The organism is Luteolibacter algae (assembly GCF_042683045.1).
GTDB lineage: Bacteria > Verrucomicrobiota > Verrucomicrobiia > Verrucomicrobiales > Akkermansiaceae > Luteolibacter > Luteolibacter algae.
The window spans coordinates 34,367-57,509 of sequence record NZ_JBHUIT010000008.1 but is presented as its reverse complement, the minus strand read 5'-3'; the positions used below and the strand labels follow the sequence as shown (position 1 = coordinate 57,509).

The following is a 23,143-nucleotide window of genomic DNA, read 5'->3' as shown; positions in this document are numbered from 1 at the left end:
GGCTCACTGTTAACTTAGCCGCGCGGGGTGTCGTTCTCAGGATGCATCGCCGAGATTTCAGGGCTCTGTTTGGTTTCAGTCCCGTCAGGATACTCGATGTCATCTAGCGTCTCTTCCGGCTCATCACTGGTGGAGGCTTGTTTTTCATATTCACTTATCACAGCGTCCCTCTTTTCGTTTTCAGCTGCTTGAAGTCCTTGTTCTGTCAACGTTTGGTTCACATCGTCGTCGATGTAAGGAGGAGACATTGGAGCTTGGTTCTGCTTGTCGGATGTTTCTACGGGGTCGATTGGGCACATAATTTTATTCAGTTGTTACCTCTCCTATCCGCAGATGCCATTCCAACGGACTTCACCCTAGAACTAGGCGAATCAGACAGTTGCGCTCCGTTCCGAGATGACAAATGGCACGGACTGCGGAAAAAAATCCTGCATTCTGCAATCCCTCCAAATATGGATGAGCAACTCAGATCATCTGATCGAAAATTAGCAATCGAGAATCTCGAAAACATGCATTCGAGACCATTTTCAGCAGCTAATTTATCATATAAATATCATTCAGAAGATCCCGAACATTAGTGACCACCCATTGCATCAAAAAATCTGAATTTGTTCTATCCTGAAGATCAGCGACTTACAATCTTACGAAAAAATACCTAACAGGTATTAAATTTTTATGATTGAAAAACCGTTAGACAAACAGAACATCGCGTGCAAATGAAATTGGCCATCATAGCAATTGGAATGATTTTTCCACTCATATCCATAGCCGGTGAAACCGAAGGAAATGCAATATTCCGCGGGGTATTCACAGTGAATGATACAAATGAAAGCTCTGGGACGGCAGTCATTTCCACGATTCATTACCCAGGCATTCATTCTCATTTTTCCACGGATGACGCCCCCCTCCTAAAAGGACACATCGGTTCCGCTTCTATTTCAAATCCGGGAAATAGCCTGGCGGGTATAGAAAACAAATTAATCATAGGCTTTTATTCCCTTTGCATTATTGGCTCTGTAATAGGGGCATCAATTTTCTTTTATCTGCGGAAACATCCGTCACTCAAAAACGTTTCGTTCCCGTCATCAAAGACTCTGCATTCACCTGTTGCTGAATCAGATCGTGCCTCGGACTTTGAGATGACCACGGAAGAAATTGCCTTTTTCGAGGTTTTGAAACCCCTTGCCCCAGAGGGCACTCAGTTTCTGGTCCACCCACGACTGGATGAAATATTTGGCTCCGGATATACAAATACCGATTCAAAAAATGGACGAACAACATCCGCCAGGGTCGATTTTGCGTTGATGGGACTGCGCAGTAAGAGAATTCTCTGTGGCGTGGAACTCGACGATCAATCCCACTTTACCTCAGAACGGATGGAAAGAGATCGCGCAATCAACGCTGTTTTCGCGGCAAACCGGACAACGCTTCTCCGTATTCCACAGGCACAAACATATAACCGCAGCGTTTTGCACTCCAAGCTTCAGCAAATTTGCCAGATCAATCTATCGCCTGCTGCTTGATTTTCAAAAGGTCCTAGAACGGCCAAAAACGTGGAATCAACAACACGGAGGTAAGCCACAGGATCAAGCTGAGCGGAACTCCGACCTTCAAGAAATCACTGAATCTATAGCCCCCCGCTCCGTAAACGTAGGTATTGGTTTGATAGCCAATAGGCGTGATGAAACTGGCGCTGGCAGCAAACATGATTGCCACAAGGAACGGCCGGGGGTCAACCTCCATAGAAGCCGCGATTGAGATAGCAATGGGAGTCATCAAAATTGCCACAGCGTTATTAGTGACCAGTTCTGTAAGAACGAACGACAGAAAATAAATCGCTGCGAGAATAACCAATGGCCCCGAATCAGGCATCAGGCCAATCACATTCATCGCCACCCATTCTGCACCTCCTGTGTTTTTCATCGCCAGTCCTACTCCAAGCATCCCGTAGATAAGGAACAGCACATTCCACTCGATAGCTTGATAGGCTTTTCGAATCTCAAGGCACCCCGTTAGAACCACCATCACCGCCCCAATGACTGCGGCGCTTGTGATCGATAATATACCCAGGGCGGAGACCAGCACTACTGCGGCAAGAATTGCTATCGCGGTAAACACCTTGGACTTCAAATGCGGCTGCATTAAAGCTTCGTTCAAGCTTAGGAAGCTCCCTTCCTGACTAAGTTTCATAATACTTTGCACCGGACCTTCCAGCAGCAACGTATCGCCGAATGCGAGTTTCACATCCTGATAACCCTCTCTGAGATTGGTGCCTTTTCTATGAACTGCAGCCACGACGATTCCGTAACGCCGCCGAATATTTGACTGCCGGACACTCCTCCCGATCAGCTGGCTCTGCGGTCCGATGATCGCCTCGACGGTTTTCACTTCCTCGGCCTGCTCTGCCCCCGACTCTGTAAGATTCGACTTCCGGTGAATCATCACAACTCCTTTGGCCGCTTGTATCTCCGCAAGCTGTTTCGAGGTCGCGCGGAAGAGCAATACATCCCTCTCCTCAAGTGTGATGGCATCCAGAGGTATATTTTCCACTCGAAGACCGTGACGCAATACCTCGTAGACAATGGTCCGCTTCCGGTTGGAAAACAATGGATGGGCGATCAAGCTCTCGCCAATCAATGGAGAGGCATAGGGGATCTCCACGGCGCTGACGAATTTCCGCGTATCTTCGGCATCCAATAAACTGCTTACCGTATCTCTATCGGGTAAAAGATGACGCCCGATAAAGAATAGATAACAGGAGCCAACAGCAGCATACACCAAGCCCAGACCACTGATCTCAAAAATTCCAAAAGCTGGCTGGCCTTGCTGCTTGGACAATCCCGAAACGAGCAGGTTCGTCGAGGTTCCTATCAAAGTGATCGTTCCGCCAAGAATACTCAGGAAAGAAAGAGGAATGAGTAGTTTGCTTGCTTTCAGGCCCGTGCTCCGGGCGAAGCTCATCAGCACCGGCAAAAAGACGATCACTACCGGTGTATTATTCATAAACGCCGAGAGCGGCACCACAATAAGAGCTAGGATGATCACAGCTCTAGTTAATGAGTTTCCCGCCCATTTTTCAAAACGGTGCGCGATCCAATCGATCGCACCGGTGCGGGTCAGAGACTCGGCGAGAATGAACATGGCACCAATCGTCATCGGTGCCGGGTTACTGAAAATCTCTCCGAGATCAGAATCACTCAGAACTCCCGTTCCGAGAAGGATGGCAAGACCGCACAACGCCACCAAATCATTGGGCAGCCATTCTTTGATAAACGCGAGAAATACGCCCCCCAGGACGATGAACGTTAGGAGCATTTGAAACTCTACAGGCATTAATAAAGACGATCTGAAATTCTATCGATGGCAGAAAAGCCGAAATGGATTTGGCGAAAACTAATTATAGAGGATTTTGGTCAGGCTTGTCCTCTCTTCGTGCGATCTCTTAATCCACGCCATAGCGCATGCACGCTGCCAAAGGTCTTCCGAATAATTAATACGGCAACAACAAGCAGTATGACGAAAACGGCAAATGCCACTACCGGTGCGAAGGCGGTTAGAGTCAAGCCACCCAAGACCAAGCAGTCTTCGGCAACACTTGCAACACTGTTCGAAACAGGCTCCGGTGACATATTGACCAATAGTCGGGTTCCAGCCTTGGCTCCATGCATTGTCAGCGAGGCTCCACCGGATATCAGCCCTCCTATTGCCAAAAATTTGGGATCCATTTCACCTAGAGCAGCCATTCCTAAAAGAACACCACCCGCTGGGCGGAGAACCGTGTGTATGGCATCCCAGCCACTATCCAGCCATGGCACCTTATCCGCGCAAAATTCAATCACCATCATGATTCCAGCTACCGCCAGCACCCATTCGTTTCCCAAAACTCCAAGTCCCTCGTGGGAGGCAGCTAGATCAATCCAATTGAAACGGATAGCTAGCCCTGCCACGAAAGCCGTGAGATAGAGATTAATTCCCGCTAGCGATGCCAAGCCTAGTGCAGCCCCCAAATGCTCGAAAACGTCCATTCGAGATAGTTGAATACCAGATGCTACCAGGCTACAAAAAAGTTGCTCTAGTTATTGGTGCAAAAAAAAGCACTGCCTTAAAGGCAGTGCTTTTTATAGTTGTTACGGCGCTTTTAGATTTATTGGTCGTTCGTATCTTCGTCAGCCGGAGTGACTTCGATGGTCGGAACTTCCATCTCTACCTTTTTCTTTTTGATATCCACATCCGGGGCATCGACATCGTATTTAGGAAGTTTTGCTTCGCCTTCCACTTTCACTTCAGGCATTTCGCCATCCTGCGTTTTTTCCACATCACATGAGCTCAAAGCTACAGCTGCGAAAAATATTGGAAGGGCTTTCAAGGAGGTATGTGTGATTGATTTCATGGTAAAAGGATTATAGCTAGCAACAAGCCATCCCGCCAAATTCCCAGAATCAACCCGCAAAAACCTGATTATAAGCAAGTTACAACGAATCAGCAATAGAAGAAAACCTTCATCGAGGCACCCCACCCATGCGTTATGCATGAATTTCTCCGATAGCTCAAAGCGTTATGCAGTCATCCTCAAATGCTTTCCAGCGGAGCCTCGCTCTCTACTACATTCAGCTCGTGATCCTCAAGCTTGCGAAAGTGAACCTGTCCGACTCTACGGCCATCCGTGCTCGTGACCTTTGCTTCATATCCAAGGATCTTCAGGGTTTCGCCGACTTCCGGGAAGCGCTCCAGTTGTTGGGTGATATAACCGCCGACGGTAGTTACTTCGCCACTTTCCAGAGAAAGCTCTTCAACATTACCTTCCAGATCGTTCAGGGTCATCGATCCTTCGACGACAAACTCGTCGTCATTCACACGCATGAAGGAGGAATGTTCGTTATCGAACTCGTCCTGAATGTCACCCACGAGTTCTTCCATGACGTTATCAAGGAAAACAATACCCACAGGAGTTCCAAACTCGTCCACCGCCATTGCCAAGTGGGCATGCTCCTTGAGGAAGAATTTCAAAAGAGTATCGAGCGGCATAGTATCCGGAACCATCTTCAGTTCCCGCTTGATGCGCATCAGATCTGGATCCGGATCGTTCATTAATTTGAACAAATCTTTGATGTGGATCAACCCGATCGACTGATCCAAATGCCCTTTTACCAAAGGAAAACGGGTATGTTTGCTTCGTATCGCTACATCCAGAGCTTTCTCAAAAGGCTCATCTGCGTCCAGCACAACCACTTCGTTGCGCGGCGTCATCACATCCCGAACCCATAGCTCGTTCAACTCCAGCGCGTTGATAAGAATTTCCCGTTCGGTATCGGTGACTTCCTTGAATTTTCCGGAATGGGTGACGAGAATGGCTAGCTCTTCCGCGGAATGCACGTGTTCGCCCTCACTAATTGGATCGATCCGAAAGATGGTTTTCAACAGCCAGTTGGCAGTCCCTTGGAAAAACCGAATAACCAGATAGAAAGTTTTGTAGAACAGATGTAGTGGTCCCACCAACATCAAAGTCGTTCCAAGTGAACGACGAATCGCAATGGACTTTGGCAATAGCTCGCCGACGACGACGTGAAGGAACGTGAACGATGCGTAAGCGATTACCAATGAAACCCAGTAAATTCCCTGCTCTGGCATTCCGGTATTGGCCAAAATCGGCGAGACCAATGCTTTCACGAAAGGTTCTCCCAGGAAACCTAGAGCCAGAGATGAAAAAGTGATCCCCAGCTGGTTTGCAGATAGATAGCCATCAAGATTCTCGACCACATGAACTGCCCGGGCCGTATCAGCCCCGGTCTCTTTGCCGTGGCTTTCCAGCTGGCTTGGTCTGACTTTTACTATCGCAAACTCTGAAGCCACGAAAAAGGCATTGAGCAGGAGGAAAAAGGTGATCCCAAGGAGATAGAATACCGTCTCGCCAGCGCTGGGAAACTCATGAACTACGGCAGCTCCCGTAGTTAGAGAAAAATATTGAAACAGCTCGTTCACAGGTTGATCAAAGCTTTTCATAAACTCCTTGATCCCGTTTTTCCAAAACCGTGAAGCCAGCTTTCTTGGCGTCCGATATCGAAAGAGGCTTGGTGACACGAGGTGTGTTCACCTTGGATATAACCTTCTTAACTGGATTTTTACAAATCAAGCAGTTGCACAAGGCCTCTCTCTCGATAGGCCTGCGCAGTTCAAATCCGGATCGACAGATCTTACACGATCGCTCAGGATCGTCGGGTGATTCGGAAATATATTCGTAAATAGGCATAGGAAAAACGCAGGATCGGGTATGTTACCGTCCCGCGCTATATTCGATGCGGTAATCATACCGCAAACCGACTGTCTTACCAGCTCGATTTTGTTACACCCGGCAACAAGCCTGCGGATGCATACTCACGGAATGTAATACGTGAAAGTCTGAAGCGACGGAGGAAAGCACGGCGGCGGCCAGTGATTTCGCAACGGTTTACAAGACGGGTAGGACTTGCATCACGTGGAAGCATGGAAAGACCCACATAGTCTTTTTCCGCTTTGAGTTTATGCCGGAGATCGGCATACTTATCGACTGTCTTTGCTTTGCGCTTGTTTCGTGCTATCCAACTTTTCTTAGCCATAATTAGAGGGGCGGTTGATACCTCATAGCACCGCCTATGCAAGCCCAAACTTGTTATTTATCGGAAAAAAGTCCCATTCAGGGTTCTTTCGGGGCTTCCCTGTCAATTTACAGAGCCTTTACGGACAGACGAGTGACCAAACGTGTAGAAAAAGAGAGTCATGAAATTTCCACTTACTCTCTCTTTAGCCTTAGCGGCAATCATAGCCGTCCACCAGGTTCATGCGAGCCCCGCGCGGACTCCCCAGGTAGATCACGGCCCCGGTCAAATCGATCCCAAAACTACTTCCGACGATGATAAAAAGAATCGAATCCAGATCGCCCTGCTGCTTGATACTTCAAACAGCATGGACGGTTTGATCGACCAAGCCAAAACGCAACTATGGAAGGTTGTAAACACCTTCATCGATGCCAAACGGGACGGTGAGACACCCTACGTGGAAGTGGCACTTTACGAATATGGCAACAACGGGAACGCGATGGGAAATGATTGGATACGTCTGGTCAGCCCACTCAGCCGCGATTTGGACGGACTGAGCAAGCAGCTCTTTTCCCTGAAAACCAACGGTGGCGAGGAATTCTGCGGAGCGGTTATCCAACGGGCTCTTGGCGATCTGACCTGGGATCCCCGCAAAAGCACTTACAAAGTCATCTTTATCGCAGGTAATGAATCATTCACCCAAGGCAGGGTCGATGCCCGTGCAGCGTGCAAAGAAGCCATGGAGAAAAACATTGTCGTAAATACGATTCATTGTGGCGATCGGGGGCAAGGGATCGCAGGTTTTTGGCATGATGGCGCCGCATTGGCTGGCGGGGACTTTCTCATAATCGATCAGGATCGGGCGGTTCCCCATGTGGATGCGCCCCAGGATGAAAGGATCTCCAAGCTAAGCCAAGATCTTAACAAAACCTACATCGGCTACGGCAGGCAGCGGAAGGAAGCCTCCGCCAATCAAAAGCTTGCGGATGCGGATGCCGAGGCAAATGCAAAGGAGGGCGCGGCTGTTCAACGGGCTATCACCAAAGCCAGCAACAACTACTCGAATGCCAGCTGGGATCTAGTCGATGCCGTCCGGGAGAAAAAAGTTAACCCCTACAAGCTCGACGAAAACGAATTGCCAGAGAATCTGAGGAAAATGACTCCGGAGGAGCGGGCGGACTTTATTGAAAATGCTGCGGCTCGCAGGATGGAGATTCAAAGCGAAATCAAAAAATTAAACAAGGAGCGGGAAGCACACGTTGCCGCAGAGCTAAAGAAACAAGCGGAATCGGGGAAACAAACCCTTGATCAGGCAATGATCGAGATCACCCGCAAGCAGGCAAAAAGCCTCGGTTATCAATTCGAGGAATAACTGTCCTCATTGCAAAAGCGAGGGAGCACGCCGCTGTGGCGTGCTCCCTTAAAATGTTTTACAACGGCAGCAGCACATCTGTGAATCCCTACCATCCCACGAACTTTAAATCTGGGCGTGTGGAGCCTTGTTTATCATCGTTTTCCAAGAAATCCTACTCCCCGCCATAATGATCGAGTCTCCCACTATCCTTGTCATCGAAGACGACCCCGCTGTCCGGACCGGCATCGTCGATACGTTAGAATACGGCGGCTATAAGACCATAGAAGCTGCTGACGGTCACAGCGGTATGAAAATGGCGCTGCAATCAAGCTACCGCCTCTTGCTGCTGGATATCGTTATGCCGGGTCCGTCTGGCTTTGAGATTCTAGCAGCCCTCAAAAAGTCACGCCCAGGGCAAGCGGTAATCATGCTTTCCGCTCGCGGCGAGGAGCAGGACCGGGTGAAAGGTCTCGTGGGCGGTGCGGACGACTACGTCGTCAAACCTTTTAGCATGAAGGAATTGCTCGCTCGCGTGGATGCGGTATTACGGCGCACCCACGAGCGCCCTTCCCTATCCCCCACTCATAATTTCCATGGTGCGGTCATTGATCTGAATGAATGTTTCATCAAGTTTTCAGACGGCTCCAGGGCGGAGTTCAGCGAAAAGGAAAATTCTCTGCTTCGTTATCTGATCGGAGCCAGCGGCCGCACAGTCACCCGTGCCGAGATCCTGCGTCAGGTATGGAATCTGGATCCCGAACGTATCGAAACGAGAACCATCGATATGCACATGGCCCATCTCCGTTCCAAATTGGGCAAAAGGATTGCCTCCTGCATCATCACGGAACGCGGGAAAGGCTATCGTTTCATCCAACCCGAAAAGCCTGAATGAACTGGAGTCGCCACAAACATTCTCCCGCATGGGTGTGGGTCGCTTTCGGCTGTTGTGCCTGTCTCGTTCTGGCGGCAATGTTGTGGCTGACACGCAGCGTCATCAAAACGGAGCGTAATCGTGCTCTGGCGGAAATCCGGGCAGAGCAACAGGAACGTGTCCGCCTCTCGCTCTGGCGTATGGACTCTTTGGGCGCTTCCATTTTGCTCGAGGAAAACTCCATCCCTCCCCAGCTCTTCCTTTCCGACGCAGAAACCACCCTGCCCTGTATCGTTCGCTTCGAGACACCTGATGGCGCGGCAATCCGAGGTGAAGGCGATCCCGACGCATTGCAAAAAGTCGCCACACAATTACCGACTTTGATCTCAAATCTAAAAATTTCACTTCAGGCAGAAGGGAAACCCCTGAAGAAATCCAGCTCTGGCTCCGAATTGGAAAATCCTGATAGCAAAAAGCTCATCGAGAATAAGATCCGTGGAGGCCCAGCCGCTCAAAATTTTGCCAACAGTGTCGAAAAGGCAACCCGCGAAAAATGGTTGGGGGAAGCTTTATCAAGGCAGCGTGAGCAAAACCTTCAGTATAAGACGGTCATCCCGAGCGAGGGATCCGTGGAGGATCTTCCTATCCCCGATTCATCCGCCAGTCTTGCGGATCGAAGGCAGCCAATTTCTCCGTCCACACCCAGTGCGAAGGAAATTTCCAATCCTGTCGGCGATTTTAAACCAACCTGGTTTGACGGCTCCCTGTATCTTATCAGGCGTGGACTTAGCATCACCACCTTTGCCCAAGGCAGCCTGATAGACGGCAGAGAGCTAACCGAGATACTGCAGGCGGAAGCCAATCAATTACTCCCGGGTTCCAAATTGGTGCCCGCACACGCCCAGGATACCGATGACTCTTTTGTGCTGGCATCATTTCCGTATAAGCTTCATCCCGGAAAAATTAGCGCCACTCCCGATCGCATTCCCGGAAGTATCACCATCTCGCTCTTGGTCGGCTGGCTGGCAACCCTTACGGCTCTGATCATTGCCTCGATATTGATTTCCAATGTGATCGAGCTCAGCGAACGCCGCGCGTCTTTTGTCTCCGCAGTCACCCACGAACTCCGCACTCCATTGACCACTTTCCGCCTCTATTCCGATATACTGAGCAGTGGCGCGGTAAGAGAAGAGAAACGGCCTTCATATCTCAATGTCTTATCGCGCGAGGCAGACCGCCTTTCACATCTTGTGGAAAACGTCCTGGCATTCTCCCGGATTGAGCGTGGGAGTGCGCGGAGCACCATCGCAAAGGTGGATCTTCCGATTTTGTTGAGTGGCATGCGAGAGCGTTTCGAATCCCGTTTGGCCGCTGCTGGATTGGAGCTGAAAATGGATCTACCAAGCTCATGTGACATCACCTTGGACGCATCCGCCCTTGAGCATATTCTCTTCAACATCATCGATAATGCCGCAAAATACGCTGCGGTTTCAGAGCCTCCCCTGGTTACGCTCAAGATTCTCGATTTTCCTAAAAAAATCGAAATTCACGTTATCGATCATGGCCCCGGCATCCCGGTTGATGAATGTAAAAGAATCTTCCGGCCCTTTCACAAATCCGCCAAGCAAGCTGCCGAAAGCATGCCCGGAGTGGGCCTGGGACTTGCTCTGTCACAGCGGTTAGCGCGTTCCATGAACGGATCTATTTCTTGTCGCCAGCCTCATGATTCCGATCGCGGCACTGTCTTCATTCTCATATTGCCCCGCCTTTAGCTTGAGTTATTACACGGAAAACGTGTAAATATCTAGTTATGGAATATCGGGGTGGTTCTAATGTGTGCTCGGAAAAGCCGTCTTTCTCAGGCGATGAATTTTCCCGTGCCCACGCGGAATTGCTGGAAATGATTCTGAAGGAAGTTCCTTTGGGAGAAATTCTCCGGCACGTCGCATTGCTAATCGAGGGGCAGTCTCCAGTTAAGACCTGGTGTTCCGTCATCCTTTTAGCCGGTTCGCCGCCCGTGATGAAACTTGCGGCCGCACCCAGCATCCCCGTTGATTTCATCGATAGACTCAGGACACTTCATACCGCCCCCACTGATGGCACCTGCGGCAAAGCGATTGTGACGGGAAATACTGTGATCGTAGAGGATGTTCTCGCGGCAGAAGGCTATGAGAAGTTCCGGGACCTATCCCGCAACAGCGGCGTTAGAGCGAGCTGGACGATACCAGTTTTTGGGAGTTCGGGTCAGGTTATCGCTACGATTACCTGCTTCTATCATGCTCCTCACAAGCCTTCAGCCGAAGAACTCCGCAAGGTGGAAGACATGCGCAATCTCATCGGCCTCGCCATCGAAAAAACCAGAGCTGCGGAAGAACTCGTCCGAAGCAATAAGCTATTCCAATCAATTGCCTCCGCGACCAATGACGCCGTATGGGATTGGGATATTACTACAAACAACGTCTGGTGGAACGAAGGGTTTTGCAAGTTGTTCGGCTATAGCGGAACGGGAAACGGTCCGACCTACGACGAATGGAAGGCCCGCATACATCCTGAGGACAGGGAACGGGTTTGTGAGAGCCTGATTCCACCCTCAAAAGGTCAGCAGAAGCGCTGGGTCGTGGAATATCGCTTTTTCCATCAGAACGGCAATATCACCCACGTGATCGATAAGGCCGAAGTAATTTTCGACAACAATGGCAAGGCCGTCCGTATGATCGGTGGGATGACGGACATGACCAGCCAACGCGAAATCCAGAGCGAGCTGGTCTCCCTGAACCGTGCCCTTCAAATGTTGCGTGCCTGCAACCACGTCCTCATACACGCGACCAACGAAGACGATCTACTGACAAAAATTTGCGAGGTAGCCATCGAGATCGGCGGCTACAGCACGGCATGGGTTGGCTATGCGGACAGGGGTCCGAAGAAAATGATCATCCCCGCCGCAACGGTCGGCTATAAAACGGATTTCATCAACGAGCTGGAGCTCACCTATGACGAATCCATTCCGTCCGGGAACACGCCGGGAGGAACTACCATCCGCACCGGCAAGGCGGTGACCTGGACGGACATCTCCACTGACGCTTTGGATTTCATTCATAAGCCGAGAACCGTCAAGCTGGGCTACCGCGGACTAGTCTGCCTTCCGCTCAGAGATGAGAACAAATGTTTTGGCTTTCTCTCCCTACTTTCCCGCGAAGTAAATGCGGTAAGCGAGCAAGAGCTCAATCTTCTCCAAGAGCTGGCAGATAACCTCGCCTTCGGCATCATCGCGCTGCGCAATCGCATCAGTGAAGAGACGACCCGCGATGTCATTGTAAAAGTGGCACAGACGGTTTCCGATGCCAGCGGGCAGAATTTCTATGAACTATTGGCGGTCAATATGGTTGAGGCACTGGGAGCGGATGCGGGGCTGATCGGACGGATCGACCCCAATACCTACACCGTTAACTCACTGTCCTTTGTTCTGGATGGCGTGGTGCAGGAAAATGTAACTTACAGCCTTCACGACACACCCTGCGAGCAGACTGACTATCCAGGGGTCTGTCTCTTTGACCAAGGGGTAAGAGAGCTCTTTCCGAATGACCACGCTCTTGTGGAAATGGGCATAGATTCCTATGCGGGAATCTCCCTCTTTTCAGACAAAGGGGAGCGCTTCGGCATACTTTCAGTGCTCTTTAAAAAGCCGATTGGTGAGCCCGCGCTCGTCAGGTCCGTGCTGAAAATTTTTGCCGATCGGGCCGCTTCTGAAATGACCAAGGAGCAATCGAACGCTTTGATGATCGAGCAGGCCTCTCTGCTCGACAAAGCTCGCGACGCTATTTTCACCTGCGATCTCGACCATCGTATCGGCTTCTGGAACAAAAGCGCTGAAAGGCTGTATGGCCGCAAAGGCTCCGCTGTGATCGGCTTGTCTGCCCGCGATCTGCTGCACGATAATCCCGAAAGCTTTGACTTGGCCTATAAATATGCCATTGAGCAGGGAGAGTGGCTTGGAGAGCTCCACCAGATTGATAAGCGTGGCCGACCCATCATTGTGGAAAGTCGCTGGAACCTCGTCCGGGATGAGAAGGGCAAGCCCGTTTCCATCCTTTCCATCAATACGGATATCACCGGCCACAAACACCTGGAACAGCAATTTCTAAGAGCCCAGAGACTCGAATCCATCGGCACGTTGGCCGGTGGCCTTGCTCACGACTTGAACAATGTGCTAGCCCCGATTTCCATGTCGATCGAGCTTTTGAGAAAAAGCATTTCCGATGCCCGAGGGAACGAATTGCTGGATACCATTGCCCAAAGTTCCCACCGCGGCGCGGAGATGGTCGGTCAGATTTTGTCCTTCGCCCGGGGTATTGATGGCCGCAGGGTAAAAGTTTCCGGCAGTGAGGTCATTGCGGAACTTTCGGCCATTATCCGTGATTCGTTCCCTAAAAGTATCCGCACTGAGACACGTCTCGTCGCGGATCTCTGGCCTATCCTCGGCGATGCCACGCAGATTCACCAAGTGCTCCTGAATCTCTGCGTGAACGCCCGCGATGCGATGCCTGAAGGAGGGAATCTGTATATTTCCGCGAGTAATCAGGATATCAACGAGAACTACGTGGCGGCCAATATCGACGCAAAACCGGGACCATATGTTTGTATCGAAGTGGAAGACACGGGCGAAGGAATCTCTCCGGAAATCATCGGGAAAATCTATGATCCGTTTTTCACAACCAAGGAAATAGGCAAAGGAACCGGCTTGGGATTATCCACCACCCTGGCTATTGTCAAAAGCCACGGAGGCTTTATCAAATCATACAGCGAGCCGGGAAAAGGAACCGGATTCCGTGTTTATATTCCCGCCATGGTAGAATTTTCCGATGCCGAATCTGAGAACAATTCCCTCGAACATCCGGAAGGCAACGGCGAGCTGATCCTTCTCATCGATGACGAAACCGCCATCCTGAAAATGACCCGTAGGATTCTCGAAACCTTTGGCTACAAAACCTTAACGGCTGGCTCCGGGACAAAAGGAGTCGAGATTTTCCGGGAGAGACATCGGGAAATCGACATCGTGCTGACCGATATGGTGATGCCCGGCATGGATGGAAAAGCGACGATTCAGGCGCTTCTCGAAATCGATAAAGACGCACAAATCATCGCCGTCAGCGGCATTCGTTCCAATGGGGAAGTCGCGCAGAGCTATAGCAAAGGCGTGCGTAACTTCCTTCAAAAACCATTTACTGCAAATACATTACTCCAGTGCTTGAATAGCATTCTCCATCATTCATAAATTCCACAAAATAAGAGACTTTCGTCTAAAAGAATGTGCTCTTTGCTTGTAATAGGCATATCCATACCTTCAAGTTTCGCGCACATCCAACTGCCAACCCTTTCAAAAACGTATCAGTGAATCCTAACTCCCCTAACCTCCTCATCGTCGATGATGATGAAACGATCCAACGCCTCCTCGTCATGGCGGCAAACGATCATGGCTGGAAACCGGTAGCCGCCTCCTCGGGCTTGGAAGCCATCGATTTAATTGATGAACACGTCGAAGCGGTTGTCTTGGATCTGGGATTACCGGGAATGAATGGGATCGAGACGATCGGCCGTTTGCACGAAAAATTTCCTAATGTTCTGGTAATTATGCTCACCGGAACGAATGATGCTGAAACTGCGGTGCAGGCGTTGAAGGCTGGTGCCTGCGATTACCTGACGAAGCCGTTTGAGCTGCAACGCCTGTTCGATCTGGTTTGTGCAACGGTTCGTAACAACCAACGCCCGGATAAAAATAGCTCCGTGCCAAAGAAGATCAGCAAACCATCCCTTCAAACCTCAAGCCCGAGGATGAAGCAGCTTTTCCATCAAATCAAAAAAGCAGCATCACTGGATAGCACTATTCTGCTCACCGGTGAAAGTGGAACAGGTAAGACATATATTGCCCGCCAAATTCATATGCTGAGCGAACGGGCCTCGGAAGACTTCATTACCGTAAGCTGCCCCGCCCTTCCCCGCGAGCTGCTGGAAACGGAACTCTTCGGCCACGAGAAAGGAGCGTTTACGGGTGCCTCCACAGCACGCGCAGGCCGTTTCGAGCAAGCTTCCTCGGGAACCATTTTCCTCGATGAGATTGGCGACCTTCCGCAGGAGCTGCAGCCGAAACTTTTGAATGTTCTGCAAGACCGGGAATTTTTCCGCGTGGGCGGGAACAAATTGATCAAGACCAGTGCCCGGGTAATCGCGGCAACAAACGTGGATCTTCATTCAAGAGTGAATGCAGGGACTTTTCGAGAAGATCTTTATTATCGGCTCAATATTATCGAGCTAGTGATTCCTCCACTGCGGGAGCGAAAAGAGGACATTCCACAAATCATCGAACACATTCTGGCACGTATCGCGGCAAACCGTAATACCGAAACGTGGACTCTCACCAAAAATGCGGCGGCTTCGCTACAGAAATCAAATTGGCCCGGCAATGTCAGACAGCTCGAAAACGTCCTGGAGCGTGCCACCGCCTTCTCTGAGAGCAATATCATTGAGGCAGAGGACATTATAGGTGTTTTGGAAGCACCCAGCCCGGCAAACCAGGGAAGACAAATTCTTTCCGAGCCAGGTCTGACTCTACACGAAATCGAACGGGAAGCCTTCATTCAGACATATATACGGACAGGAAAGAACAAGGCCAAGACTGCCCGTGAACTAGGAATCTCGGAGCGCTCGGTTTACAATCTGATGGGTAGACACGGGCTGAAGTAGCAGTTTCCCCATGCAATTTTTGCAACGCAAAAGCATGCACTAACTTCATGATTCTTGCATAGCACATTCCCCTTACGCAAACTGCCGCAATCGTAAACATTGGCAATCAGCGAGTTATAGACCCCGGAGACATTTGGCATGCTCCATGCATAACAATAGATATTCTCTGGGGGGAGAATAGGGGCTCACACCCCGAATAGGGGCTCACACCCCGAATAGGGGCTCACACCCCGAATAGGGGCTCACACCCCATATCCAATGCCGCTCGCCGGCGGACTTTGTAGTGCACTATCAATTCCGCCGGTGAGCTGGCAGTAGGATTCTCCAAACGACAAGATAGCGCCCAATGGCTGTCGATCTCATATTTCCTATATGAGCTGATCGATAAGTGCTACGAAATGAGCATGAGATTTCTCTGGCTACTTTTAGCGATCACCGTTCCCCAATATGCGCCGGCACAGAAGCTACCGGACTCCAAAGATGCGGCCTATGCCCAGCTTGAGCGCTTTGTGGAAGTGCTGGAAACGGTGCGCAACAGCCACCCGGATTTGGAGAAGCTATCTTATGAGCGTCTGATCAATTTTGCGCTCGATGGAATGCTCTCCAGTCTGGACGCCCATTCCTCATTTATCCATCCGGAGATGGGGCACCTCGTCAGCCAAGGAAGTGACGAAATCAACAACGACTCAAAATCGCTCGGCCTCAGTTTAGGGAAAAATTCCGATGGATATTTTATTTCCTCCATCGAACAAAACGGACCGGCCCATATTGCAAAACTCATTGCCGGAACGTCTGTGATCTCGATCAATGAACAAATTATATCCGACACACCGTTTCCGGAGGTGATGCAATTGCTCCACGGTCTCCCCGGAGAGTTGGTCCATCTCAAGCTACGCAATCCCGAGCGTCCCGGTGATTTGGATGTGACTCTGAGCCATCGCTACGTTGAGCAGAAGTCTATCGTTACCTCTTTTTTACTCCGGGAAAATCCGACGATCGGTTACTTGCGACTCGCCAGTTTTGGCCCTGGTTGTGCGCGGGAAGTAGAAAATGCACTCGACGCGCTGGAGGACAATGGGATGAAATATCTGGTCCTCGACCTCAGGGAAAACGGAGGCGGAGATCTGAACGAAACCGTCGGTATCCTAGGGCTATTTGTGCCGCCATCTACTGCTGTCGTCTCGGTGCGGGAGCGCGAAAAACCGGAAAAGTTTCTCAAAACATCAAAACGCCAGCGCCGCAAACGCACTTACCCAATTTCCGTATTAATCGATAGAAACTCCGCCTCAGCATCAGAGCTCACTGCAGGCTCTCTGCACGATTTGAAAAGAGCCTCTGTGGTCGGCGAAAAAAGCTACGGTAAGGGTAGTGTGCAGACGATCGTCCCGATGGGAAATGGAAGTGCTCTCCGGCTTACCATTGCCACCTACCACACGCCATCCGGTAAAACTCCACATTTGGTGGGCATCACACCAGATACCGAAATCGTTTTCAGCGATGGTGATCGAGAAAACTTTCGCAATAACGGCCGTCTGGACACTCTTCCCGAAGCCGAGAAGAATGCGCTGGAAAAATGGCAGGATCCTGCGATCCAGGCTGCCGTCGAAGTCCTCCTCCGTCAATAGGTTGTTTGTCCATCCCGAAATTGCTTATTCCGAATCTTTCGACTTCGCAGCCTTTTTGGCAGCTTTCTTTGCCGCTTTTTTGGCAGGTCTCGGTGGAAAATCAAAACCGATTTTTGTCGTTTTGGTGTCGAACGTCAGGTGCGCGTCGAACTTCCGTTTTGTTCGGTTTGAGACAAAGCCCTTCAGCAGATCTGTTTTTCCCTCAGCAATGAGCTTGATCGCTTGGTCTTCGGAGATTTCCCGCTGAAGAATCACTTTTCCGATGCGAACTCCGTGCGGATCTTTTTTGGTTACGATCCCGGGCACGTAATACGCGCTGTCGGTCGCATAGATTTTATGCTCTCCACCATCGGCCATCTTCGCCGTGCCAATCACCATGTCCTCGCTGAGATCCGGCGCTTTATCATCATCGCCTTCAAATAGGAATGCAGTCTTGAATTTTTCATCAATCTGTATGGAGGCTTCGAAAGGTTTGTTGAATTTCGATTTAAAGCCCTGCAATGGACCAACGATACCTTTTTGAATCAGAGTCCGTAGCTCGTCGGCACTAAGCGCTCTGCCAGCGATATATTTTTTGATCTTAACCGGCAGATTCTCATCCCTGGACTCGTATGTGGCGTCAGTCTGCTTGAACACCATGGCTCCGTGGATGGGATGCTCTACTTCCACATCAGGAAAAACGCGGCGTTTGGCTTCTTCCGCAAGTCCGTGGGCCTTGGTAACAATATCATTGGTATATTCAATGATCTCCTTCATGAATTCCGGGCGGGCAAGCGCACCTTGTTCCATCTGGCGGAGCTTGTATTCCCAGTCACCGGTGAGCTTTGGAGAGTAAAGACCCTCGATATCCATTTGGCGCACCAGCTGGATCAACCGTAGGCCCGATGGCGTAACGTGAAGTTCACGGCCATCACGAAGAAGATATTTCTGGGAGATCAGTCCTTCAATCGTCGCCGCACGGGTTGCAGGTGTGCCGAGACCACGCTCGGACATTGCTTCACGCAGTTCCTCATCGTTGACCAGTTTTCCTGCGCCCTCCATGGCAGAAAGCAAGGTAGATTCCGTAAAGCGTGCCGGAGGGCGGGTCTGCTCGTTGATCAATTCCACGGGATCCGCCGTGGCAGTTTCTCCCGGCTTGATGCCGACAAGGCCATCTTTCCCTGCCGCAACACCCGGCTGCCTTCCATAAACTTCCAACCAACCCGGAACAACAAGCACGCGACCTTCCGTCTTGAAAACATCTTTCTCGTTCCCGTTTGTCACTGTTGAGAGACGGGTGGTCTGCTCGAACTCGGCATGTGGGTAGAATACGGCAATGAACCGTTTCACAACCATATCATAAACCTTCTGCTCGGTTTCGGAAAGTTTGGCAGTATTGCCTGTGGGAATGATTGCAAAGTGGTCTGATACCTTCGCGGTATTGAAAATGCGCTTTGACTGGTGAAGGCGCGGCCCCTTTTCCCCCTTCCCGGAGAGCACAGCTTTTGCATACTTCGCCACTTCCATATCACTATTGCCAATCTGACTTAGTGTTTCCCGGACGTTCGAGACATAATCTTCAGGGAGGTAGCGGGAATCCGTCCGCGGATAAGTGAGAACTTTATGCTTCTCGTAAAGCGCCTGGGCAATTTGCAGAGTGCCCTTTGCCGAGAAAGGAGCCTCCCGCTGTAGAGTCGTCAAATCATATAGCTGTGGAGCGATTTGTGTCTGAGCTTTTTTCTCTTCCGTAATGATCGCTTCCTTACCGGCACAGCGGCTTACGATTTTTTCCGCCAGTCCTTTTTCCCAGATTCTTTCGGCCTTACCATGTGGCTTTTCGGCTGATTTCTTGAAATCGGTATCAATCCATTTGCCGAGATATTCTCCCGCACTTACGCCAAGTGTCGCATGCACTTCAAAATACGGCTCCGGCTTGAATGCCTGGATTTCTTCTTCGCGCGCCGCCAGAATCGCCAGCGTAGGGGTCTGGACGCGCCCGGCCGCCGTGATGTTAAATCCGCCGTGGCGTGAGTTGAAACAAGTAAGGGCCCGGGTCGCATTGAGTCCAACGAGCCAATCCGACTCCGAACGACATTTCGCTGCGTCCGCCAAGGGTTTCATCTGCTCATCGGTCCGGAGGTTTTCCCACGCGGCAACAATTGCGCCGGTAGTCATCGACTGCATCCACAAGCGTTTGATGGGTTTGTTGATCTTTCCGATTTCCATGATGTAGCGGAAGATGAGTTCACCTTCCCGCCCGGCATCGCAGGCATTGACGATCACATCCACATCCTTCCGCTTCGCAAACTTCAGCACTTTTTTCAGTTTTGCCTCCGTCTGCTCAATGGGATCCAGATCGAAAGTATCCGGAATGACCGGCAGCACATCAAATTTCCATGGTAGTTTTTTCCCGTTGGGTCCCATCGGCATCCGCAGCTCCACAAGGTGTCCTACTGCGGAGGTGATGATTGCATTATCATTCTCGTAGTGGATGTCCCGGCCGGACCCTACCTTTTCAAACTTGCCCAAAGCTTTTGAAAGAGCTTTTGAAAGGTCGTTCATGACGGACGGTTTTTCTGCAATAATCAGTGTTTTTCCCATGGAAGTCGGTTCTTAGAAAGTGCTTGTGTCTGCAGGGGACTAGGCAGGGATTTTGCGAGGATGCAAGGAGGAAACGGTTTTCAAGAAAAAGGAGAGTTCCCTGCAAGCTGCGTAACAACCTGGAAATCAGTGAATTCGATTTTATTTACCGCCTGATAAAGCGAAAGCCCGGTAATGCCCGCACCAATCGTCTCAGCTCCAGCTTGAACAGAGCCGCCGTAACGGACGAGGACGGCAGCCCGGTTTTCCCGATCAGCATATCAATGGCCATTTCCTCACCTGGCGGCATTGCATTCATCACCGCAGCTTCCTCCGCAGGCAGCTCAGGCGTCCCCTCTTCCTCACTGGAATTTTCCGCGGAAGAGGAAAATGGAAGCTCGCCCATATCGTCTATGATGTGGGATGCATCGGAAACCAGGGTAGCGCCGTCCCGGATCAACTGATGACAGCCTGCGGACGTAGGTTTGTCGATCGGCCCCGGCACCGCGAAAATGGGTTTTCCATATTCTGAAGCTAAGTTGGCGGTGATAAGAGATCCCGACCAAGCCGGACACTCGGTGACAAGCAATGCCTGGCACCATGCGGCCACGATACGGTTCCGCATCGGAAAAGTTTGCTTATCCGGAGCCTTATGCAGAGGAAACTCCGATATGACCGCTCCGTTTCCATCGGCTATCTTTTCCGCCAAGGTCAAATTTTCAGGTGGATACAATCTGGCTAATCCAGAACCCACCACAGCAATTGTTCGTCCTTTGCCTGCGAGAGCCGCCTCATGGGCGGCGGTATCAATGCCCCTGGCGAGCCCTGAAACAATCGTAAAGCCCGCATGCGCAAGCTGATAGGTTATTTTCCGCGTAGCAGTGACACCGTAATGGGAGCTACGGCGCGAACCTACCACGCTGATGGCATGTTTATCACGCGGCAAAATCTCTCCCCACACATAGAGAAGTATCGGCGAATCATAGGCTTGAAGAAGATGTCTCGGATAACCTTCATCCTCCCTGGTAATAATGGAAATCCCCCGCTCTTTTGCTTCCTCCAGCTCTTTGGCAGGATCCGCGTGGTTCTCCCAGTCCGCGATAATCCGCGCGGTCTCTTTTCCGATACCATCAACCTGTTGAAGCCTGGAGGCTCCGGCCGACAAAACTTTTTCGGCACCGCCAAAATACTCTAGTAATCGAGAGATGCGGACCGGGCCGATTCCCGGCAGCAAATTTAGGGCGAGGATGGCTTCCAGACGAGTCATTGAATTTGTTAGAGCATGATCCACATCATACTCCCAGCACAGAAGTATTTTTGAGAAGAGGCAGGGATCCATCCTGGCTCACGGGAACCGGTTGCCTACTCGATTTCCAAACCACTTTTGGGCCACAACCAACGCACGACCGCTCCATCCTTGATCAGAGCCTTGGCCTGGATAGTTTTCACGCCGAAGACTGTTTCCGCCTTATATGAAGCGATTCCTGTCTGATAAGACTCGCCATCAATGGTTTCCGGCTCTTCGTTCGCACTCCAGTCCAGCACTTTGTCAAAAGTGAATTCTTTGATCTCACCATTTTTAATGCTGGATTGCATAACCGCCACTATATCCACCGGACCACTTGGCGCCTTAGGCACCGGATTACTCTCGGTCTCAGCTTTTTCAGGCTCTTCGGCCACCGGTTCGTCAACTGTCATATCCGCCTCCGCCTTCGGTGCTGCTCCAAGTGCCGTCAACTGCTCAATCAGGTCCGTCTGACTAATCGGCACTGTTCCCTCGAAAGGTCCGGCTCCCGGGCTAATCACGACGTTCTGACCTTCGAGTCTGATGAGATTCACCTTGTTTCCCGCAGTGATCGTCATTTTCAGATCCCCGTTCTCATTGGAGACTTCCGCGTCTGATTTTAGCTGAATTTTCTCAGGAAGTTGATCGGCGGAGTAACTTGCGGGATCGATTGTGGAAGAAGGAGCAGTCGTGTTGATCACGATTTTTTCGGGATCGGGCGCCTCCGCATCCTCCATCCCGGCGGAAGGAGACTTCCCGGTAAGTTGCTGGCGTAATTGCGGCTCGAACGAATAACCGAGAAAGCCGGCGGCAACCATGCCTATTAATATAAGAAAGAGTTTCATTTGGATTCGTTATGTGACGAAGGTGGATAATTGTTTGGAAATATTTTACTCAGTAATGCGACTGCATTGGAGGTTGAAGGCTATACGCTCAATTGGGTAGATTTTTTTCTGTGAAGAGGATTTATGTTGTAGCGGGGGAAATGAGTGGAGACGCGCATGCGGCTGGATTGTTGCGTGAACTGAGCACCATGCACGCCGATTTGGAAATCTTTGGAGCGGGAGGCCCGGAAATGTATGAAGTCAGCGGAGGAAAAATCAACAACTGGGTGGAAGATGCTGCTGTCATGGGCGTGATCGAAGTCCTCAAACGTTACGGATGGTTTAAAGAACAGTTCGAGAAAATGATGACTGAAATCAAGACTGTTCAACCAGATGTTCTGCTTTTGGTAGATTATCCGGGATTCAACCTACGTTTCGCGAAATCGGTAAAAGAAGCTCTACCTCAGGTCAGGCAGGTTTACTATATCAGCCCGCAGGTCTGGGCCTGGAACAAAAAACGCATTCCGAAGATGGTGGAACTTCTTGATGAGATGCTCTGCCTCTTTCCTTTCGAGCAACCGATTTTCCAGGACGCCGGGCTGAAAACCACGCACGTCGGTCATCCACTCGTCGATGAGCTGGCCCAGGAGCGTTGCGAAGGCAAACGGATAGAGAATCTCATAGGATTGTTTCCGGGTAGCCGGGAACGAGAAATCGCCAAGCTTTTTCCCATGATGATTGAGACAGCCGCAAGGTTGCGCACGTGGCGTCACGATCTGGTTTTTTCCGTCCCCGCTGCCACTCCCAAACTTGCCATCACCATGCGGAAAATGATTGCTGAGGCAAATGCCAGTGATTGGATCACGCTTACGAATGGAGGTAGCCACAAACTCATGCAGACCGCTGCCTGTGGTATTATCGCAAGTGGCACCGCCACCTTGGAGGCTGCCACCTTCGGACTGCCATATTGTCTCGTCTACAAGATGGCTTGGACCACCTATTTCCTTGGTAGGATGCTGGTGAAAATCAAATACATCGGTCTTGTGAATATCCTCGCCGGAGAAAAAGTCGTGGAGGAATTTATCCAAGCGGATGCCTGTGCCCAGGAAGTGGGCGACTGGGTGCGCGATCTCCTTTCGAATGATCAAAAGCGGGAAGAATTGATGAAACGATTGAGCGAGGTAAGTGAGAAGCTGGGCGATCCCGGCACACATCGCCGGGCTGCAGAGCGGGTATCCGACTGGCTGAATCGCTGAAAATCTCTCGATCCCCAAAACAAAAAAAACCGCCCGCGATATGCGGACGGTCCTTTATA

The 23,143-nt window shown here is 50.7% G+C and carries 17 protein-coding genes; 8 read left to right on the top strand and 9 right to left on the bottom strand.

Features of this window, described 5'->3' with window-relative positions:
* Nucleotides 1-14: 14 nt before the first annotated feature.
* On the bottom strand, nt 15-299 hold the full coding sequence (locus ACFSSA_RS07020) for a hypothetical protein (protein WP_386819635.1): 285 nt from the start codon (nt 297-299) through the stop codon (nt 15-17).
* Between the two features lie 840 nt (nt 300-1,139).
* Here ACFSSA_RS07020 and ACFSSA_RS07015 point away from each other — a divergent pair.
* Complete coding sequence (locus tag ACFSSA_RS07015; protein ID WP_386819633.1) at nt 1,140-1,523, top strand: DUF2726 domain-containing protein; 384 nt, start codon at nt 1,140-1,142, stop codon at nt 1,521-1,523.
* Between the two features lie 13 nt (nt 1,524-1,536).
* Here the strand turns inward: ACFSSA_RS07015 and ACFSSA_RS07010 are convergent, their stop codons facing one another.
* From ACFSSA_RS07010 to rpsN, 5 genes are all read right to left on the bottom strand, one after another.
* Entirely contained in the window at nt 1,537-3,333 is a 1,797-nt protein-coding gene (locus tag ACFSSA_RS07010; protein WP_386819632.1) for an SLC13 family permease, read from the bottom strand.
* Between the two features lie 80 nt (nt 3,334-3,413).
* Nucleotides 3,414-4,025, bottom strand: coding sequence for a DUF4126 domain-containing protein (locus ACFSSA_RS07005; protein WP_386819631.1), 612 nt, complete (start codon nt 4,023-4,025; stop codon nt 3,414-3,416).
* Between the two features lie 119 nt (nt 4,026-4,144).
* Entirely contained in the window at nt 4,145-4,390 is a 246-nt protein-coding gene (locus ACFSSA_RS07000; protein ID WP_386819629.1) for a hypothetical protein, read from the bottom strand.
* Between the two features lie 179 nt (nt 4,391-4,569).
* A complete protein-coding gene (locus tag ACFSSA_RS06995; protein ID WP_386819628.1) occupies nt 4,570-6,000 on the bottom strand; it encodes a hemolysin family protein in 1,431 nt (476 codons plus the stop codon).
* Between the two features lie 323 nt (nt 6,001-6,323).
* Nucleotides 6,324-6,593, bottom strand: a complete 270-nt coding sequence (gene rpsN / locus ACFSSA_RS06990) for a 30S ribosomal protein S14 (RefSeq protein WP_386819626.1) — start codon at nt 6,591-6,593, stop codon at nt 6,324-6,326.
* A gap of 160 nt (nt 6,594-6,753) precedes the next feature.
* Between rpsN and ACFSSA_RS06985 the strand changes: the two genes are divergently transcribed.
* The 6 genes from ACFSSA_RS06985 (at nt 6,754) to ACFSSA_RS06960 (ending at nt 17,160) form a co-directional block, all read left to right on the top strand.
* Complete coding sequence (locus ACFSSA_RS06985) at nt 6,754-7,944, top strand: vWA domain-containing protein (protein ID WP_386819624.1); 1,191 nt, start codon at nt 6,754-6,756, stop codon at nt 7,942-7,944.
* Nucleotides 7,945-8,113: 169 nt separating this feature from the next.
* Nucleotides 8,114-8,818: a response regulator transcription factor gene (locus ACFSSA_RS06980; protein ID WP_386819623.1), complete on the top strand. Its 705-nt coding sequence runs from the start codon at nt 8,114-8,116 to the stop codon at nt 8,816-8,818.
* Nucleotides 8,815-10,569, top strand: a complete 1,755-nt coding sequence (locus tag ACFSSA_RS06975) for a sensor histidine kinase (RefSeq protein ID WP_386819622.1) — start codon at nt 8,815-8,817, stop codon at nt 10,567-10,569. The genes ACFSSA_RS06980 and ACFSSA_RS06975 overlap by 4 nt, the downstream gene beginning before the upstream one ends.
* A 38-nt stretch (nt 10,570-10,607) precedes the next feature.
* A complete protein-coding gene (locus tag ACFSSA_RS06970) occupies nt 10,608-14,069 on the top strand; it encodes a hybrid sensor histidine kinase/response regulator (protein ID WP_386819621.1) in 3,462 nt (1,153 codons plus the stop codon).
* A 116-nt stretch (nt 14,070-14,185) separates the two neighbouring features.
* Nucleotides 14,186-15,535, top strand: a complete 1,350-nt coding sequence (locus tag ACFSSA_RS06965; protein ID WP_386819619.1) for a sigma-54-dependent transcriptional regulator — start codon at nt 14,186-14,188, stop codon at nt 15,533-15,535.
* Between the two features lie 404 nt (nt 15,536-15,939).
* The gene (locus ACFSSA_RS06960) at nt 15,940-17,160 is read left to right on the top strand and encodes a S41 family peptidase (protein WP_386819617.1); all 1,221 of its coding nucleotides are present in this window, start codon (nt 15,940-15,942) and stop codon (nt 17,158-17,160) included.
* Nucleotides 17,161-17,184: 24 nt separating this feature from the next.
* On the opposite strand, the gene topB is transcribed toward ACFSSA_RS06960, so the two are convergent.
* The 3 genes from topB to ACFSSA_RS06945 form a co-directional block, all read right to left on the bottom strand.
* Entirely contained in the window at nt 17,185-19,740 is a 2,556-nt protein-coding gene (gene topB, locus ACFSSA_RS06955; RefSeq protein WP_386819615.1) for a DNA topoisomerase III, read from the bottom strand.
* A gap of 145 nt (nt 19,741-19,885) precedes the next feature.
* The gene (gene dprA / locus ACFSSA_RS06950; RefSeq protein WP_386819613.1) at nt 19,886-20,986 is read right to left on the bottom strand and encodes a DNA-processing protein DprA; all 1,101 of its coding nucleotides are present in this window, start codon (nt 20,984-20,986) and stop codon (nt 19,886-19,888) included.
* Between the two features lie 95 nt (nt 20,987-21,081).
* Nucleotides 21,082-21,849 (bottom strand): hypothetical protein, encoded by a 768-nt coding sequence (locus ACFSSA_RS06945; RefSeq protein WP_386819611.1) that lies wholly within the window; start codon nt 21,847-21,849, stop codon nt 21,082-21,084.
* Nucleotides 21,850-21,959: 110 nt separating this feature from the next.
* Here ACFSSA_RS06945 and lpxB point away from each other — a divergent pair, with 110 nt between their 5' ends.
* Complete coding sequence (lpxB, locus tag ACFSSA_RS06940) at nt 21,960-23,084, top strand: lipid-A-disaccharide synthase (protein ID WP_386819609.1); 1,125 nt, start codon at nt 21,960-21,962, stop codon at nt 23,082-23,084.
* The last annotated feature ends 59 nt before the right edge of the window (nt 23,085-23,143 follow it).

What these genes read in the sequence shown, in the direction of transcription:
- ACFSSA_RS07020 (WP_386819635.1), bottom strand. Translation starts at nt 299, where the DNA reads ATGTGCCCAATCGACCCCGTAGAAACATCCGACAAGCAGAACCAAGCT.
- ACFSSA_RS07015 (WP_386819633.1), top strand. Translation starts at nt 1,140, where the DNA reads ATGACCACGGAAGAAATTGCCTTTTTCGAGGTTTTGAAACCCCTTGCC.
- ACFSSA_RS07010 (WP_386819632.1), bottom strand. Translation starts at nt 3,333, where the DNA reads ATGCCTGTAGAGTTTCAAATGCTCCTAACGTTCATCGTCCTGGGGGGC.
- ACFSSA_RS07005 (WP_386819631.1), bottom strand. Translation starts at nt 4,025, where the DNA reads ATGGACGTTTTCGAGCATTTGGGGGCTGCACTAGGCTTGGCATCGCTA.
- ACFSSA_RS07000 (WP_386819629.1), bottom strand. Translation starts at nt 4,390, where the DNA reads ATGAAATCAATCACACATACCTCCTTGAAAGCCCTTCCAATATTTTTC.
- ACFSSA_RS06995 (WP_386819628.1), bottom strand. Translation starts at nt 6,000, where the DNA reads ATGAAAAGCTTTGATCAACCTGTGAACGAGCTGTTTCAATATTTTTCT.
- rpsN (WP_386819626.1), bottom strand. Translation starts at nt 6,593, where the DNA reads ATGGCTAAGAAAAGTTGGATAGCACGAAACAAGCGCAAAGCAAAGACA.
- ACFSSA_RS06985 (WP_386819624.1), top strand. Translation starts at nt 6,754, where the DNA reads ATGAAATTTCCACTTACTCTCTCTTTAGCCTTAGCGGCAATCATAGCC.
- ACFSSA_RS06980 (WP_386819623.1), top strand. Translation starts at nt 8,114, where the DNA reads ATGATCGAGTCTCCCACTATCCTTGTCATCGAAGACGACCCCGCTGTC.
- ACFSSA_RS06975 (WP_386819622.1), top strand. Translation starts at nt 8,815, where the DNA reads ATGAACTGGAGTCGCCACAAACATTCTCCCGCATGGGTGTGGGTCGCT.
- ACFSSA_RS06970 (WP_386819621.1), top strand. Translation starts at nt 10,608, where the DNA reads ATGGAATATCGGGGTGGTTCTAATGTGTGCTCGGAAAAGCCGTCTTTC.
- ACFSSA_RS06960 (WP_386819617.1), top strand. Translation starts at nt 15,940, where the DNA reads ATGAGATTTCTCTGGCTACTTTTAGCGATCACCGTTCCCCAATATGCG.
- topB (WP_386819615.1), bottom strand. Translation starts at nt 19,740, where the DNA reads ATGGGAAAAACACTGATTATTGCAGAAAAACCGTCCGTCATGAACGAC.
- dprA (WP_386819613.1), bottom strand. Translation starts at nt 20,986, where the DNA reads ATGACTCGTCTGGAAGCCATCCTCGCCCTAAATTTGCTGCCGGGAATC.
- ACFSSA_RS06945 (WP_386819611.1), bottom strand. Translation starts at nt 21,849, where the DNA reads ATGAAACTCTTTCTTATATTAATAGGCATGGTTGCCGCCGGCTTTCTC.